This is a genomic window from Ramlibacter pinisoli (assembly GCF_009758015.1).
Taxonomy (GTDB): Bacteria; Pseudomonadota; Gammaproteobacteria; order Burkholderiales; family Burkholderiaceae_C; genus Ramlibacter; species Ramlibacter pinisoli.
The window spans coordinates 844556-858144 of record NZ_WSEL01000003.1; the positions used below are offsets into that span (position 1 = coordinate 844556).

Here is a 13589-nt window from a genome sequence, read left to right on the forward strand (position 1 = left end):
CATGTCCCTGACGATTTTCTGGACCTTCGCGTTCGCCGCCGTGCTGCTGGCCGGCCTGGGCGTGAAGTTCTGGCTGGCCACGCGCCAGATCCGGCACGTGGCGCGCCACCGCGCCAGCGTGCCCGCCGCCTTCCAGGCCACCGTGTCCCTGCCGTCGCACCAGAAGGCGGCCGACTACACCATCGTGAAGGCCCGCGTGGGCCTGCTCGAGATGGCCTGGGGCGCGGCCGTGCTGCTGGGATGGACGCTGCTGGGCGGCCTGCACGCGCTCAACCAGCTGCTGCTGGACTGGCTGGGCGCCGGCATGGCCCAGCAACTCGCGCTGGTGGTGGCGTTCGTCGCCATCGGCGGCCTGCTGGAGTTGCCGTTCTCGCTCTACCAGACCTTCGTGGTCGAGGAGCGCTTCGGCTTCAACAAGATGACCTGGCGGCTGTGGATCGCCGACACGCTCAAGGGCCTGGTGGTGGGCGCGCTGATCGGCCTGCCCGCGGTGTGGCTCATCCTGTGGCTGATGGGCGCCGCCGGCACCCTGTGGTGGCTGTGGGCCTGGGGCGCCTGGATGGCGCTGAACCTGCTGCTGCTGGTGCTCTATCCCACCGTCATCGCGCCACTGTTCAACAAGTTCAAGCCGCTCGAGGACGAGACCCTGCGCGCCCGGGTGACGGCCCTGATGCAGCGCTGCGGCTTCGCGGCCAAGGGGCTGTTCGTCATGGACGGCAGCAAGCGCAGCGCGCACGCCAACGCCTATTTCACCGGCTTCGGCGCCGCCAAGCGGGTGGTGTTCTTCGACACGCTGCTGGCCAAGCTGTCGCCCGGCGAGGTGGACGCCGTGCTCGCCCACGAGCTGGGCCACTTCAAGCACCGCCACATCACCAAGCGCATCGTCGGCCTGTTCGCGTTCAGCCTGCTGGGCTTCGCGGTGCTCGGCTTCCTGGCCACGCAGCCCTGGTTCTACACCGGCCTGGGGGTGGCGCCCAACCTCACGGGCGCCAACGACGCCCTGGCGCTGCTGCTGTTCCTGCTGGCGGTGCCGGTGTTCTCGTTCTTCGTCTCGCCGCTGGGGGCCCTGCTGTCGCGCCGGCACGAGTTCCAGGCCGACGCCTTCGCCGTCGCGCAGACCGGCCCGCAGGACCTGCGCACCGCGCTGCTCAAGCTGTACGAGGACAACGCGGCCACGCTCACCCCGGACCCGCTGTTCGTCAAGTTCTACTACTCGCACCCGCCGGCCACCGAGCGGCTGGCGCGGATGGCGGCGGGAGCGGCGGCATGAGCTCCATGCTGCTCGTCAAGGACTGGTCGGGCGTGCCGCGCCGCGCGCTCAAGCCCACCGAGGTGGTGACCCGCCTGGGCGCCCTGCCCGACTGGCGGCTCACCGGCGACGGGCCCGATGTCGCCATCGAGCGGGAGTTCCGCTTCGCCAACTACCACGAGACGATGGCGTTCGTGAATGCGGTCGCCTTCGTCGCCCACCGGCAGGACCACCACCCGGACCTGTCGGTGCACTACAACCGCTGCGTGGTGCGCTGGCAGACCCATGCGGTGCAGGGCCTGTCGGAGACCGACTTCGCCTGCGCCGCACTGGTCGACGGGCTGCTGGCGGCATGAAGGCCGCCCTTGTCTGAGAACCCCGGCCTGCAGCCGGGCGTGGTCGTCGCCAGCTTCGGCCGCCACTGCCTGGTCGAGTCGCCCGACGGCGCGCGCCGCATCTGCCATCCGCGCGGCAAGAAGGCCCAGGTCGTGGTCGGCGACCGCGTGCAGTGGCGCCAGTCGCACGACGAGGGCACCATCGAGAAGGTGGAGCCGCGCCGCAACCTGTTCTACCGCCAGGACGAGATCCGCACCAAGTCGTTTGCCGCCAACCTCGACCAGGTGCTGGTGCTGGTGGCGGCCGAGCCCGAGTTCTCCGAGCACCAGCTCACCCGCGCCCTGATCGCCGCCGAGGCCGAGCGCATCGCGCCCGTCATCGCGCTGAACAAGAGCGACCTGGTGGATCCGTTCGAGCGCGCCTGGAGCCGGCTGCTGCCGTACCAGCAGATGGGCTACGGCGTGCTGCCGCTGTCGCTGCGCCTGTCGGGCGAGGTGGACCGGGCGCACCTGATGGCGCAGCTGGGCGGCAAGACGACGCTGGTGCTGGGCCCGTCCGGCGCCGGCAAGAGCACGCTGATCAACCTGCTCGTGCCCGGCGCGGTGGCCCAGACCGGCGAGATCTCGCGGGCACTGAACACCGGCAAGCACACCACCACCAGCACCACCTGGTACTGGGTCGACGAGGACCGCACCACGGCCCTGATCGATTCGCCCGGCTTCCAGGAATTCGGCCTGCACCACATCGACCCGATGCAGCTGGCCAACCTGATGCGCGACCTGCGGCCCCACGTGGGCCACTGCAAGTTCTACAACTGCACCCACCGCCACGAGCCGGGCTGCGCCGTCATCGCCGCCGTGGCGCACGCCGAAGCCGAGCATCCGGTGACCGCGCACCGCTACCGTATCTACGGCGACCTGTTCGAGGAACTGAGCCAGCCGCCGCGGTATTGACAGCGGACTCCCGTCCGCGGTCTTCAGCCCAGCAGCCGGGCCAGCGTCAGCAGCGCCAGCAGCACCATCCAGAGCACGACCGAGCGCCAGACCAGGCCGACGATGCTGCGCAGGTGGGCCGGTTCGGCCTCGCGGCCCGGGGTGCTCTCGGTGTCGCCGTCCGGGGACAGCTCGACCGAGGCGGCGCTGAACGTCTGCGAGCTGTTGGGCGCGAAGGCCGAGCGCAGCGCTTCGCCGCCCAGCCGCACGTTGACCGCGCCCGAGGTGGCGGCCAGCACCACGCCGTCGTTGTCGTTCGGGAAGCGCTGCGCATGGTGGCGCCAGCAGTCGATGGCCTCCTCGAAGCTGCCCACGATGGCGAAGGCCATGGCGGTGATGCGCGCCGGCAGCCAGTCGATGACGGCCCAGGCCCGGGTCGCGGCCAGTTGCAGCGCCTCGCTGGCCGGCTGGCCCTGCTGGCTGGTGCGGTGCCGCCAGTAGCGGGTCACGAACTCGCTCATCCGGTAGAGCACCGCGCCGGCCGGGCCGAAGCCGAACGCCGCCAGCACCGAGAACCAGGTCAGCACGCCGAACACGTGCCGGTGCGCCGCCAGCACCGAATACTCGATCACGTGGCGCACGATCTCGCGCCGCGGCAGCTCGGCCGCATCGACCTGCTGCCACTGGGCCAGCAGCTCGCGGGCCCGGTCCTCCTCGCCGGCATCGAGCGCGTCGCGGATGGCGGTGAAGTGGTGGCTGAACTGGCGAAAGCCCAGCGTGACGTACAGCACGGCCACGCTCCAGACCACCGCTGCCGGCCAGCCGACGAACAGCAGCAGCGCCCAGTGGATGGCCAGCGCCGCCACGGCCGGCCCGACGGTGGCCACGCCCCAGGCGATCCAGCCGTGGTGCGGCCGGCCGGCGTCCAGGTTGCGGCTGGACCAGCGGGCCCAGGCGCGCAGTGCGCCGTGGATGGGGTTGTGGCGCGCCAGCGGCCGCACCTGCTCGAGGAGCAGCGCGAACAGGATGGCGAAGAAGCTCATGCGGGCCGGAAAAGGCTCATGCGGCGGATGATAAGTGGCGTTCCGGCTTTTCCGGCACCCCCTCAGGCCGCCAGGAACCGGTAGAAGTTGCGCAGGATGGCCGCCGTCACGCCCCAGATGAAGCGCTCGCCGGCCGCGCCGTCGGTGTAGGGCATGGAGAACCATTCGCGCCGCACCCCGGCGCCGTCGAACACGTGCCGGCGGTGGTGCGCCGGGTTCATCAGGAACGCCAGCGGCACCTCGAACGCGTCGGCCACCTCATGCGGATTGAGCGCCAGCGGGGCCCCGGCGTGCACCAGGCCGATGACCGGCGTGACGATGAAGCCGGTCCCGGTGGTGTAGGGGTCCATCCGCCCGATCACCTCGACGAACGAGCCGTCCAGGCCGATCTCCTCGTGCGCCTCGCGCAGCGCCGTGTGCACCGCGTCGGCGTCGGTGGGGTCGCGCTTGCCGCCCGGGAAGGCGATCTGCCCGGAATGGGTGGACAGGTGCGTGGTGCGCTCGGTCAGCAGCACCGTCGGCTGCTCGCGCAGCACGATGGGCACCAGCACCGAGGCGTCGGCCGGCGTGCGGTCGGTGAAGCGCGGCTCGACCCGGACCTCGGGCTGCCAGGGCGGCGGCGAGCGGAAGCGCTCGCGCAGGGCGCCGGCCTGCAGCCGCGGCAGCGGCACCGGCGGCAGTTGCGAGTCGATGGCGGCCACCGGCACCGTGCGCGGGTCGAAGTTGGGCAGCTTCGACAGCGGCACCAGGTCGGGCGGCAACGGGGCGGGGGCGGGATCGATGGGCATGCGTGGTCGAAAAAACGAAAAAGCCGCCGCGGCACAGGGCCGGCGGCGGCTCGTCGCAGGGCGGACGCTGTTACTGGGCGGCCGTCGTGCGGGTGCCGTGGGCCAGCTTTTCCTTGATGCGGGCCGACTTGCCGCTGCGGTCGCGCAGGTAGTACAGCTTGGCGCGGCGCACGTCGCCGCGGCGCTTGACCTCGATGCCGGCGATCAGCGGGCTGTAGGTCTGGAAGGTGCGCTCCACGCCTTCGCCGCTGGAGATCTTGCGCACCGTGAAGCCGCTGTTGAGGCCGCGGTTGCGCTTGGCGATGACGACGCCCTCGTAGGCCTGCACGCGCTTGCGGTTGCCTTCGACGACGTTGACGCTGACGATCACCGTGTCGCCGGGGGCGAACTCGGGGATCTTCTTGCCCATGCGGGCGATTTCCTCTTGTTCGAGGGTCTGGATCAGGTTCATGGTGGTTCCAAGCGATCGTGCCGGCGCCTGTTGGTGGAATGTGTCCGGAAGGACAGGAACGGCGTGGACCACGTCGTTCCTCGGGGTTGCGGCGGGCAGAGGATCGAAAGAGCCCGAGATTATAGCCCGGCGGCTACGGCTGGGCCAGGCGGCCCAGGAAGGCCTCGTCCGCAGGGGTCAGCCGGCCCGCCGCGCGGGCGGCCGCCAGCAGCTCGGGCCGCAGGCGGGCGGTGGCCTCCAGCCGGCGCTCGCGGCGCCAGCGCTCGATCTGCGCGTGGTGGCCGGACAGCAGCTCGGGCGGCACGCGGCGCCCCTCCCACTCCTCCGGCCGGGTGTAGTGCGGGCAGTCCAGCAGGCCGTCGATGGCGGGGTTGAAGCTGTCGGCCTCGTGGCTGCCGGCCTCGTTCAGCACGCCCGGCTGCAGGCGCGCCACCGCGTCCAGCAGCGCCATGGCTGCGATCTCGCCGCCCGAGAGCACGAAGTCGCCCAGGCTCAGCTCGACGTCGACATGGGCCTCAATGAAGCGCTGGTCGACGCCCTCGTAGCGGCCGCACAGCAGGATGGCGCCGCTACCGGCCGACCAGCCCTCGACGCCGGCATGGTCCAGGCGCTGCCCTACCGGTGAGAACAGCACCAGCGGGGCAGCATCTGAGCGGTCGGCCCGGATGGCCGCCAGGCAGCGCGCCAGCGGCTCGGCCAGCATCACCATGCCAGGGCCGCCGCCGAACGGGCGGTCGTCGACGCGGCGGTAGTTGCCCTCGGCATGGTCGCGCAGGTTCCACAGCCGCACGTCGACCTGCTTCGAGGCGTAGGCGCGCCGCGTCACCCCGCTGTCCAGGAACGGCGCGAACAGCTCGGGAAAGAGGGTGATGACGTCGAAGCGCATGCCCCCGGGCTCAGTAGTCCGGCTGCCAGTCGACGGTGATGCGCTTGCCGGCGAGGTCGACGGTGTCGACGTAGGCGGAGACGAACGGGATCATGCGCTCGGCCGGCTGGCCGTCCTGCTCGTAGCCCACCACCAGCACGGTCTGCGGGCCGGTGGACATCAGGTCGCGCACCTCGCCGAGGTCGAGGCCCTCGCGGTTGACCACGCGCAGGCCGAGCAGGTCGACCCAGTAGTACTCGTCGTCACCGGCGGTGGGGAAGCTGGAACGCGGCACGAAGATGCGCGCACCCTTGAGCGCCTCGGCGGCATTGCGGTCGTCGACCTCCTGCGCGGTGGCGACGATGCTGTCGGCGTGCTCCTTCGCTTCGCGGATGCGCAGCAGCACGGTGCCCGTGAAGGACGGCTTGGCCGTGCGTTCGGACGGCTGCAGGTACCAGCGCTTGGAAGAAAAAAGCGCTTCCGGGGAAGCGCTGTGGGGCAGGACCTTGAACCAGCCCTTGATGCCCCAGGCGTCGTGGATGCGGCCGACTTCGACGGCATCCGCGGGCAGTTCCGCGGGTTCGAGCCCGGCGGACATGCGGGCCTCAGGCAGCTGCGGCGGCGGCGGGGGCCTTGGCAGCGGCTTGCTTGAGCAGGCGCTCGACCGTGGGCGAAGCCTGGGCGCCGACACCGCGCCAGTACGTCAGGCGGTCCTGGGCGATGCGAACGCTTTCCTCGCCGGCCTTGGCGATCGGGTTGTAGAACCCGAGGCGCTCGATGAAGCGGCCGTCGCGGCGCACGCGCTTGTCGGCGACCACGATATTGAAGAACGGACGGCTCTTGGCACCGCCGCGGCTGAGTCGAATGACGACCATGATTTATCCTTCGGGTGGAGACAGGCGCCGAACCGGCGCCTCCTCGATGTATCTCCCAGCGTTGAGACACGCGACATGGCCACCCGGCCAGCGACACGCTGGAAAGCCCGCGATTCTAGCACCCCACCCCATGCCGACCATCCGCCCCAGCCGGGACACCGACCTGCCCGCCATCACCGCCATCTACGGCCACCACGTCCTGCACGGCACCGGCACCTTCGAGACCACCCCGCCGACCGAGGCCGACATGGCCGCCCGGCGCGCCGACGTGCTGGCCAAGGGCCTGCCCTGGCTGGTGGCCGAAGACGCCGGCCGCATCCTGGGCTACGCCTACTGCCAGTGGTTCAAGCCCCGGCCGGCCTACCGGTACTCGGCCGAGGACTCGATCTATCTCCACCCCGACGCGGCCGGCCAGGGCCTGGGCAAGCAGCTGCTGGCGGCCCTGGTGACCCAGGCCGAGGCGACCGGCGTGCGCAAGCTCATCGCCGTGATCGGCGACTCCGCCAACACGGGCTCGGTCGGCGTGCACCGCTCGCTCGGCTTCACGCCGGTGGGCACCATCGCCTCGTGCGGCTGGAAGTTCGATCGCTGGCTGGACATCGTGCTGATGGAAAAGTCGATCGGGGCCGGCGACTCGACGCCGGCCGAAGGCGCGGCATGAAGAGCAAGACCCTGGCGACCTGGCTGGCCTTCGTCGGCGGCACCTTCGGCGCCCACCGCTTCTACCTGCACGGCTGGCGCGACTGGCTCGGCTGGCTGCTGCCGGCGCTCACGCTCGTGGGCGGCTACGGCGTGCTGCGCATGTGGTCGCTGGGCCAGGATGATGCGATCAGCTGGGTGCTCACGCCGGTGCTCGGCTTCACCTTCGCGGGCTGCTGCCTCACGGCCATCGTGTACGGGCTGCAGAAGCCCGAGCAGTGGAACGCACGCTTCAACCCGGCCCAGGCCGCCGACGCCCCGGCCGGCCAGACCGGGTGGGCCACGGTGTGGGCCATCGTGCTGGCGCTGATGGTCGGCGCCGCCGTGCTGATGGCCAGCATCGCCATCAGCTTCCAGGGCTACTTCCAGAACCAGGTCGAGGCCGGGCGCGAGATCTCGCGCTGACCGGGGGCGCGCAGGCGCCCTAGAACACCTGCAGGCTGACCCAGTACCCGATGGCGGCGACGAAGGCCGACGCCGGGATGGTGAAGATCCAGGCCCAGACGATGTTGCCGGCCACGCCCCAGCGCACCGCGCTGGCCCGCTGGGTGGAACCCACGCCGACGATGGCACCGGTGATGGTGTGGGTGGTCGACACCGGGATGCCCAGTGCGGTCGCCATGAACAGCGTCAGGGCCCCGCCGGTCTCGGCGCAGAAGCCGCCCACCGGCTTGAGCTTGGTGATCTTCTGGCCCATGGTCTTGACGATGCGCCAGCCGCCGAACATGGTGCCCAGGCCGATGGCCAGGTAGCAGGCGATGATCACCCAGGTGGGCGGCGCGCTCTGGCCAGCGGCCACGTGCCCGCTGGCGATGAGCAGCAGCCAGATGATGCCGATGGTCTTCTGGGCGTCGTTGCCGCCGTGGCCCAGGCTGTACGCGCCGGCCGACACCAGCTGCAGGCGCCGGAACCAGCGGTCGATGCGCGAGGGCGTGGCGCGCCGGAAGATGTGCGACACCGCCACCATCATCAGCGAGCCGAGCAGGAAGCCCAGCAGCGGCGAGACGAAGATGAACAGCACCGTTTTCCACACGCCGGCGCCGATCAGCGAGCCGGCTCCCGACTTGGCGATGACGGCCCCGACGATGCCGCCGATCAGCGCGTGCGACGAGCTGCTCGGGATGCCCCACCACCAGGTGAGCAGGTTCCAGGCCGTGGCCCCCACCAGCGCGCCGAACACGATGTGGGTGTCCACCACGCCAGGCTCGACGATGCCCTTGCCGATGGTCGCCGCCACGCTGAGGTGGAAGATGAAGATCGCGACGATGTTGAAGAACGCCGCGAACAGCACCGCCTGCGTGGGCTTGAGCACGCCGGTGGACACGACGGTCGCGATGGAGTTCGCGGCGTCGTGGAAGCCGTTCATGAAGTCGAATGCCAGGGCCAGCGCCACCAGCATGATCACCACCCACAGGGTGGCCTGCACCGGTTCCATGTCGGAGGATCCCCGCGATCAGGAGTGCTCGAGGACGATGCCCTCGATCACGTTCGCGACGTCCTCGCACTTGTCGGTGATCGTCTCCAGCAGCTCGTAGATGGCCTTGAGCTTGATCAGCTCGCGCACGTCCGGTTCCTCGCGGAACAGCTTGCTCATGGCCGAACGCATCACGCGGTCGGCGTCGGACTCGAGCCGGTCGATCTCCTCGCAGGTCTTCAGGGCCGCCTCCGCCGTGGGCGCGTCGGCCAGCCCGCCGATGAGGGCCACCGCCTCCTTCAGGCGCTCGCAGCACTTGACCGCCAGGTCCGTGAGGCGGGTGATCTCCTCGTTGACGCGGCGCACGTCGTACAGCGCCATGGTCTCGGCCGAGTCCTGCAGCAGGTCGGCCACGTCGTCCATGGTGTTGATCAGCGTGTGGATCTGGTCGCGGTCGATCGGCGTGATGAACGTCTTGTGGATCAGCCGGTTCACGTCGTGCGTGACGCGGTCGGCCGCGCGCTCGGCGGCATCGACCTCGCGGGTGTACCGGTCGCGCAGGTTGGTGTCGTCGTAGTTCGCCACCAGCTGGGCGAACGCCTGTGCCGCCTCCACGATGCGCGTGGCATGCTGGTTGAACATCTCGTAGAAGTTGCCTTCTCGCGGCAGCAGTTTGCCGAACAGCATGCGAAATCCCGTCTTTTTTGGCAGTTTGGTGAACGCGCGAGTGTAAACCGGGGCTTCCGGTCGCCCGGGACGGTCAGGCGCGGAACATGAAGTAGGCCGCGCCCACCATGCACAGCGCCGCCCACAGGTAGTCGAGCTTGAGGGGCTGGCCGAGGTAGACCACGGCGTACGGCACGAACACCGACAGCGTGATCACCTCCTGCAGGATCTTCAGCTGCGCCACCGACAGGCCGGCCTGCTGGAAACCGATGCGGTTGGCCGGCACCTGCAGCAGGTACTCCGCCAGCGCGATGCCCCAGCTCGCCACCGCGGCGATGTACCAGGGGCTGGTCGCCAGGTTCTTGAGGTGGCCGTACCAGGCCATGGTCATGAACAGGTTGGAGGCGACCAGCAGGACAATCGCCTGCAAGGACGGCATGGTGGCGAGGTTGGACATCGACGAATTATCCGGGGCGGGCGGCGCGGTGCGGCTGCTGCATGCCGACGCACGGCTGCTGGTGGTCGACAAGCCCGCCGGCCTGCTGTCGGTGCCCGGGCGCGGTGCCGACAAGCAGGATTGCCTGGCCACCCGCGTGCAGGCCCTCTACCCCGACGCGCTGGTGGTGCACCGGCTCGACATGGCCACCTCCGGGCTGTGGCTGATGGCACGCGGCCTGTCGATGCAGCGGCAGCTGGCCCGGGCCTTCGAGCAGCGCGACGTGTGCAAGCGCTACCAGGCGGTGGTGGCCGGCCGGCCTGGCGGCGACGACGGCTGGCAGGCCATCGACCTGCCGATCGGCGCCGACTGGCCGAACCGGCCGCGCCAGCAGGTCGATCCGGTGCATGGCCGCCCGGCGGTCACGCGCTGGAAGCTGCTCGGCCCCGGGCCGCTGCCCGGCACCAGCCGGCTGGAACTGGAACCGGTCACCGGTCGCACCCACCAGCTGCGCGTGCACCTGCAGGCCATCGGCCATCCCATCGTGGGTGACGCGCTGTACGCGCCGGAGGGCATCGCCGCCGCCGCGCCACGCCTGCTGCTGCACGCCACCGAGCTCGCCCTGCCCCATCCGGCCGACGGTGCGCCGGCGCACTGGACCAGTCCGGCGCCCTTCTGATCCTCAGCCCTGCAGGCCCGGATGGCGGGCAAACAGTTCGGTCGCCCATTCGACGAAGGCCCGCACCTTGGCACTGAGGTGGCGGTTGGGCGGATAGACGATGTGCAGCGGGATCGGCGGGTGGGTCCACCCGGCCAGCACCTGCACCAGCTCGCCGCGCTCGAGGTGCTCCGCCGCGCCGAACAGGCCGATCTGCCCCACCCCCAGTCCGGCGAGCACGGCCGCCAGCGCCGCGTTGGCCTCGTTGACGGACAGCTGGTAGCGCCCGGAGATCTCGAGCGTCTCGCCGTCCTTCTCGAACAGGTTGGCATAGGGGCGGCCGGTGCGCGACGAGAAGTAGTTGACCGTGGTGTGCCGGTCCTCCAGCTCGGACGGATGGGCGGGCGTGCCCTGGCGGCGCAGGTAGGCGGGCGAAGCCACCGTCACCAGCGGCATGTTGCCCACCCGGCGCGCCACCAGCGACTGCTCCAGCAGTTCGCCGCCGCGGATCACGCAGTCGACGTTGTCGGTCACCAGGTCCACCGGCCGGTCGCTCACGCCCAGGTCGAGCTGGATGTCGGGATAGCGCACGTAGAAGTCCGGCAGCGCGGGGATGAGGATCAGCCGGGCGACCGAGGTGCCCACGTCCACCCGCAGCCGCCCGCTGGGGTTGACGCGCGCGTTCGACATGCTGGCCTCGATGTCGTCGAGGTCGTTCAGCAGGCGCGAGGTGCGCTCGTAGTACGCGGCGCCGTCGGGCGTGACGGTGACGCGGCGCGTGGTGCGATTGAGCAGGCGCACCTTCAGGCGCGCCTCCAGGTGCTGCACCAGCCGCGTGACCGTGCCCTTGGGCAGGCCCAGCGACTCGGCCGCCCGCGTGAACGTGCCCGCCTCCACCACCCGGGCGAACACGCGCATCGACTGGATCTGGTCCATTCCCTCGTTCCTGGTTGTCGTTTGTGCGGCGATTGTTCACGCGGCGGAAACAGAGAAGTGGTCCGGCTCCGCTTTATCCGCAGGACCCGCAGGCTTATCTTCCACTCCATGGCTGCCACTGCGTCCCCCTCCCCTGCGCCCCACCGCGCGCTCGACCTGCCCGGCGTCGCCCTGCCGGTGCGGCTGTGGGGTACCCGCCCGCGCGGCACGGTGGTGCCGCTGGTGCTGCATTTCCACGGCGGGGCCTTCGTCACCGGCGACCTGGACAGCGGCGGCCACATGGCCCAGCTGCTGGTCGAGGTCGGCGCCGTCGTCGCCTCGCTGGCCTATCCGCTGGCGCCCGGCCACCGCTTTCCCGACGCGGTGGAGGCCGGCTACGCGGCGCTCGAGGCGCTCTACCGGCAGCGCGCGCGGCTGGGCGGCAGCGGCGCCCCGGTGTACCTGGCCGGCGAGGAGGCCGGCGGCAACCTGGCCGCCGCGGTGGCCATGGTGGCGCGCGACCGCTCGCACCCGCCGCTGGCTGGGCAGATCCTGGTGACGCCCATGCTCGATCCCTGCACCGCCACCGCGTCGCTGCGCGAGACGCTGGGCGACGTCGTGCAATGCAAGTGGACCGCCGGCTGGCGGCAATACCTGCGCGGGCCGATGGACGCCGAGCATCCCTACGCCGTGCCGGCGCGGGCCCAGCGGCTGGCCGGCCTGCCGCCGGCTCTGATCCTGGCCGGCCAGGACGATCCGATGCGCGACGAGGCGCTGGCGTTCGCCGCCCGGCTGCGCGACGCCGGCATCGCCGTGCGCAGCGAGGTGCTGGGGCCGGCCACCGGCTGGCCCGACGCGCTGGAGGCCGAACCGGCCGACGCCTGTCCGTGCGCGGGCGCCGTGCGCGAGCACCTGCGCGCGTTCTTCCGCGCGCCGGCACCGCCCCACTAGCGCCCCCGCGCTCCCCCACCAGACCCTGCCCCGTGGCAGGCCGGCTCGCCGGCCCGCCAGGGAAGCCTGCACCCCGAATTCGACAAGGACCCGATCATGAAGAACAAGTTTGCCCCCCTCGCCCGCCACTGGTGGGCCGTCGCCAGCCTCGGCGCCGCCGCTGCCGCCGCCCTGGTGGCCTTCGGGCCGGAACGCTCGGCCCAGGCCGCCGCACCGGCCGCCGCGCCCGCCGGCATCCCGGTGTCGGTGGCCACCGTCAACGAGACCGAGATCACGGCCTGGAACGAGTTCTCGGGCCGGCTCGAGGCCGTGGAGCGGGTCGACATCCGCTCGCGCGTCGCCGGCGCCGTGCAGTCGGTGCACTTCCGCGAAGGCTCGCTGGTGGCCAAGGGCGACCTGCTGGTCACCATCGATCCGGCCCCCTACGCCGCCGAGGTCGAGCGTGCCGAGGCCCAGGTCGGCGCCGCCCAGGCGCGCCTGACCAACGCCGACAACGAGCACGTGCGCGCGCTGCGGCTGTGGGAGGACAGCGCGATCGCCCGCCGCGAGCTGGACGAGCGGGTCAACGCCCGCCGCGAGGCCGAGGCCAACCTGCGCGCCGCCCAGGCGCAGTCGCAGGCCGCGCGCCTGAACCTGGGCTACACCCAGGTGCGCGCGCCGGTGGCCGGCCGCATCGGCAAGCTGGAGGTGACGCCGGGCAACCTGGTGGCCGCCGGCCCGGGCGCCCCGGTGCTCACCACGCTGGTGTCGGTCAGCCCGATCTACGCCAGCTTCGAGGCCGACGAGCAGACCCTGGTGGCGGCCCTGAAGACGCTGCCCAGCGGCTCCAGCGCGCGCCAGCTGATCGAGCGCATTCCGGTGCAGATGGCCACCGCCCTCGGCGCCGATGTCCAGCATGCCGGCCGCCTGCAGCTGATCGACAACCAGGTCGACGCCCGCAGCGGCACGGTGCGCATGCGCGCGACCTTCGACAACAAGGACGGCTCCCTGATCCCCGGCCAGTTCGCCCGCATCCGCATGGGGCAGCCGCAGGCGGTGCGTGCGCTGCTGGTCAACGAGCGCGCCGTGGGCACCGACCAGGACAAGAAGTTCGTGCTGGTGGTCGGCCCCGGCGACAAGGCCGAGTACCGCGAGGTCACCCTGGGCGCGCCGGTCGACGGCCTGCGCGTCGTCCGCAGCGGCCTGCGCAGCGGCGAGCGCATCGTGGTCAACGGGCTCCAGCGCGTGCGCCCCGGCGCCGTGGTGCAGCCCGAGACGGTGGAGATGACGGCCCGCCCCGCGGGCGCGGCCACCGTCGCCGCCAAGTCCTGA

The 13589-nt window shown here is 71.3% G+C and carries 18 protein-coding genes; 8 read left to right on the forward strand and 10 right to left on the reverse strand.

The genetic code is table 11. The features are described 5' to 3' along the window. The first annotated feature begins 1 nt into the window (after position 1). From GON04_RS05205 to rsgA, 3 genes are read left to right on the forward strand one after another with little or no spacing between them, the layout of a single operon-like run. Positions 2-1270, forward strand: a complete 1269-nt coding sequence (locus GON04_RS05205; protein ID WP_157396887.1) for a M48 family metallopeptidase — start codon at positions 2-4, stop codon at positions 1268-1270. Further along, entirely contained in the window at positions 1267-1605 is a 339-nt protein-coding gene (locus GON04_RS05210; protein ID WP_157396888.1) for a 4a-hydroxytetrahydrobiopterin dehydratase, read from the forward strand. Before GON04_RS05205 ends, GON04_RS05210 begins: the two co-directional genes overlap by 4 nt. A gap of 9 nt (positions 1606-1614) precedes the next feature. Further along, entirely contained in the window at positions 1615-2538 is a 924-nt protein-coding gene (gene rsgA, locus GON04_RS05215; protein ID WP_157396889.1) for a ribosome small subunit-dependent GTPase A, read from the forward strand. A 23-nt stretch (positions 2539-2561) separates the two neighbouring features. Here rsgA and GON04_RS05220 read toward each other — a convergent pair whose 3' ends face one another. The 6 genes from GON04_RS05220 to rpsP form a co-directional block, all read right to left on the reverse strand. Continuing rightward, entirely contained in the window at positions 2562-3560 is a 999-nt protein-coding gene (locus GON04_RS05220) for a CobD/CbiB family protein (RefSeq protein ID WP_157396890.1), read from the reverse strand. A 62-nt stretch (positions 3561-3622) separates the two neighbouring features. Beyond that, positions 3623-4348, reverse strand: coding sequence for a CoA pyrophosphatase (locus GON04_RS05225; protein WP_181653899.1), 726 nt, complete (start codon positions 4346-4348; stop codon positions 3623-3625). A 70-nt stretch (positions 4349-4418) separates the two neighbouring features. After that, positions 4419-4799 carry a 50S ribosomal protein L19 gene (gene rplS, locus GON04_RS05230; protein ID WP_157396891.1) on the reverse strand — a complete coding sequence of 127 codons (381 nt, stop codon included), beginning with the start codon at positions 4797-4799 and terminating at the stop codon, positions 4419-4421. A gap of 133 nt (positions 4800-4932) precedes the next feature. Next, complete coding sequence (gene trmD, locus GON04_RS05235; protein WP_157396892.1) at positions 4933-5685, reverse strand: tRNA (guanosine(37)-N1)-methyltransferase TrmD; 753 nt, start codon at positions 5683-5685, stop codon at positions 4933-4935. 10 nt (positions 5686-5695) lie between these two features. After that, positions 5696-6262 (reverse strand): ribosome maturation factor RimM, encoded by a 567-nt coding sequence (gene rimM, locus GON04_RS05240; protein WP_157396893.1) that lies wholly within the window; start codon positions 6260-6262, stop codon positions 5696-5698. A 7-nt stretch (positions 6263-6269) separates the two neighbouring features. Next, positions 6270-6539: a 30S ribosomal protein S16 gene (rpsP, locus tag GON04_RS05245; RefSeq protein ID WP_157396894.1), complete on the reverse strand. Its 270-nt coding sequence runs from the start codon at positions 6537-6539 to the stop codon at positions 6270-6272. 130 nt (positions 6540-6669) lie between these two features. Between rpsP and GON04_RS05250 the strand changes: the two genes are divergently transcribed. Together GON04_RS05250 and GON04_RS05255 are read left to right on the forward strand one after the other, a co-directional pair. After that, on the forward strand, positions 6670-7200 hold the full coding sequence (locus GON04_RS05250; protein WP_157396895.1) for a GNAT family N-acetyltransferase: 531 nt from the start codon (positions 6670-6672) through the stop codon (positions 7198-7200). Beyond that, entirely contained in the window at positions 7197-7643 is a 447-nt protein-coding gene (locus GON04_RS05255) for a TM2 domain-containing protein (protein ID WP_157396896.1), read from the forward strand. Before GON04_RS05250 ends, GON04_RS05255 begins: the two co-directional genes overlap by 4 nt. 19 nt (positions 7644-7662) lie before the next feature. On the opposite strand, the gene GON04_RS05260 is transcribed toward GON04_RS05255, so the two are convergent. From GON04_RS05260 to GON04_RS05270, 3 genes are all read right to left on the reverse strand, one after another. After that, positions 7663-8673, reverse strand: a complete 1011-nt coding sequence (locus GON04_RS05260; protein ID WP_157396897.1) for an inorganic phosphate transporter — start codon at positions 8671-8673, stop codon at positions 7663-7665. An 18-nt stretch (positions 8674-8691) separates the two neighbouring features. Beyond that, positions 8692-9339 (reverse strand): DUF47 domain-containing protein, encoded by a 648-nt coding sequence (locus GON04_RS05265; RefSeq protein ID WP_157396898.1) that lies wholly within the window; start codon positions 9337-9339, stop codon positions 8692-8694. Positions 9340-9412: 73 nt separating this feature from the next. After that, positions 9413-9775 carry a DMT family protein gene (locus tag GON04_RS05270; RefSeq protein ID WP_157396899.1) on the reverse strand — a complete coding sequence of 121 codons (363 nt, stop codon included), beginning with the start codon at positions 9773-9775 and terminating at the stop codon, positions 9413-9415. Here GON04_RS05270 and GON04_RS05275 point away from each other — a divergent pair. Next, positions 9756-10433: an RluA family pseudouridine synthase gene (locus tag GON04_RS05275; RefSeq protein ID WP_157396900.1), complete on the forward strand. Its 678-nt coding sequence runs from the start codon at positions 9756-9758 to the stop codon at positions 10431-10433. The genes GON04_RS05270 and GON04_RS05275 overlap by 20 nt on opposite strands. 3 nt (positions 10434-10436) lie before the next feature. On the opposite strand, the gene GON04_RS05280 is transcribed toward GON04_RS05275, so the two are convergent. Continuing rightward, positions 10437-11348: a LysR family transcriptional regulator gene (locus tag GON04_RS05280; protein ID WP_157396901.1), complete on the reverse strand. Its 912-nt coding sequence runs from the start codon at positions 11346-11348 to the stop codon at positions 10437-10439. Between the two features lie 108 nt (positions 11349-11456). Here GON04_RS05280 and GON04_RS05285 point away from each other — a divergent pair, with 108 nt between their 5' ends. Next, a complete protein-coding gene (locus GON04_RS05285; RefSeq protein WP_157396902.1) occupies positions 11457-12278 on the forward strand; it encodes an alpha/beta hydrolase in 822 nt (273 codons plus the stop codon). Positions 12279-12374: 96 nt separating this feature from the next. Next, positions 12375-13589, forward strand: coding sequence for an efflux RND transporter periplasmic adaptor subunit (locus tag GON04_RS05290; RefSeq protein WP_157396903.1), 1215 nt, complete (start codon positions 12375-12377; stop codon positions 13587-13589).

Excerpts from the sequence above, each read along its gene's own strand:
- GON04_RS05205 (WP_157396887.1), top strand. The coding sequence starts at position 2 with ATGTCCCTGACGATTTTCTGGACCTTCGCGTTCGCCGCCGTGCTGCTG.
- GON04_RS05210 (WP_157396888.1), top strand. The coding sequence starts at position 1,267 with ATGAGCTCCATGCTGCTCGTCAAGGACTGGTCGGGCGTGCCGCGCCGC.
- GON04_RS05220 (WP_157396890.1), bottom strand. The coding sequence starts at position 3,560 with ATGAGCTTCTTCGCCATCCTGTTCGCGCTGCTCCTCGAGCAGGTGCGG.
- GON04_RS05225 (WP_181653899.1), bottom strand. The coding sequence starts at position 4,348 with ATGCCCATCGATCCCGCCCCCGCCCCGTTGCCGCCCGACCTGGTGCCG.
- rplS (WP_157396891.1), bottom strand. The coding sequence starts at position 4,799 with ATGAACCTGATCCAGACCCTCGAACAAGAGGAAATCGCCCGCATGGGC.
- trmD (WP_157396892.1), bottom strand. The coding sequence starts at position 5,685 with ATGCGCTTCGACGTCATCACCCTCTTTCCCGAGCTGTTCGCGCCGTTC.
- rimM (WP_157396893.1), bottom strand. The coding sequence starts at position 6,262 with ATGTCCGCCGGGCTCGAACCCGCGGAACTGCCCGCGGATGCCGTCGAA.
- rpsP (WP_157396894.1), bottom strand. The coding sequence starts at position 6,539 with ATGGTCGTCATTCGACTCAGCCGCGGCGGTGCCAAGAGCCGTCCGTTC.
- GON04_RS05250 (WP_157396895.1), top strand. The coding sequence starts at position 6,670 with ATGCCGACCATCCGCCCCAGCCGGGACACCGACCTGCCCGCCATCACC.
- GON04_RS05255 (WP_157396896.1), top strand. The coding sequence starts at position 7,197 with ATGAAGAGCAAGACCCTGGCGACCTGGCTGGCCTTCGTCGGCGGCACC.
- GON04_RS05260 (WP_157396897.1), bottom strand. The coding sequence starts at position 8,673 with ATGGAACCGGTGCAGGCCACCCTGTGGGTGGTGATCATGCTGGTGGCG.
- GON04_RS05265 (WP_157396898.1), bottom strand. The coding sequence starts at position 9,339 with ATGCTGTTCGGCAAACTGCTGCCGCGAGAAGGCAACTTCTACGAGATG.
- GON04_RS05275 (WP_157396900.1), top strand. The coding sequence starts at position 9,756 with ATGGTGGCGAGGTTGGACATCGACGAATTATCCGGGGCGGGCGGCGCG.
- GON04_RS05270 (WP_157396899.1), bottom strand. The coding sequence starts at position 9,775 with ATGTCCAACCTCGCCACCATGCCGTCCTTGCAGGCGATTGTCCTGCTG.
- GON04_RS05280 (WP_157396901.1), bottom strand. The coding sequence starts at position 11,348 with ATGGACCAGATCCAGTCGATGCGCGTGTTCGCCCGGGTGGTGGAGGCG.
- GON04_RS05285 (WP_157396902.1), top strand. The coding sequence starts at position 11,457 with ATGGCTGCCACTGCGTCCCCCTCCCCTGCGCCCCACCGCGCGCTCGAC.
- GON04_RS05290 (WP_157396903.1), top strand. The coding sequence starts at position 12,375 with ATGAAGAACAAGTTTGCCCCCCTCGCCCGCCACTGGTGGGCCGTCGCC.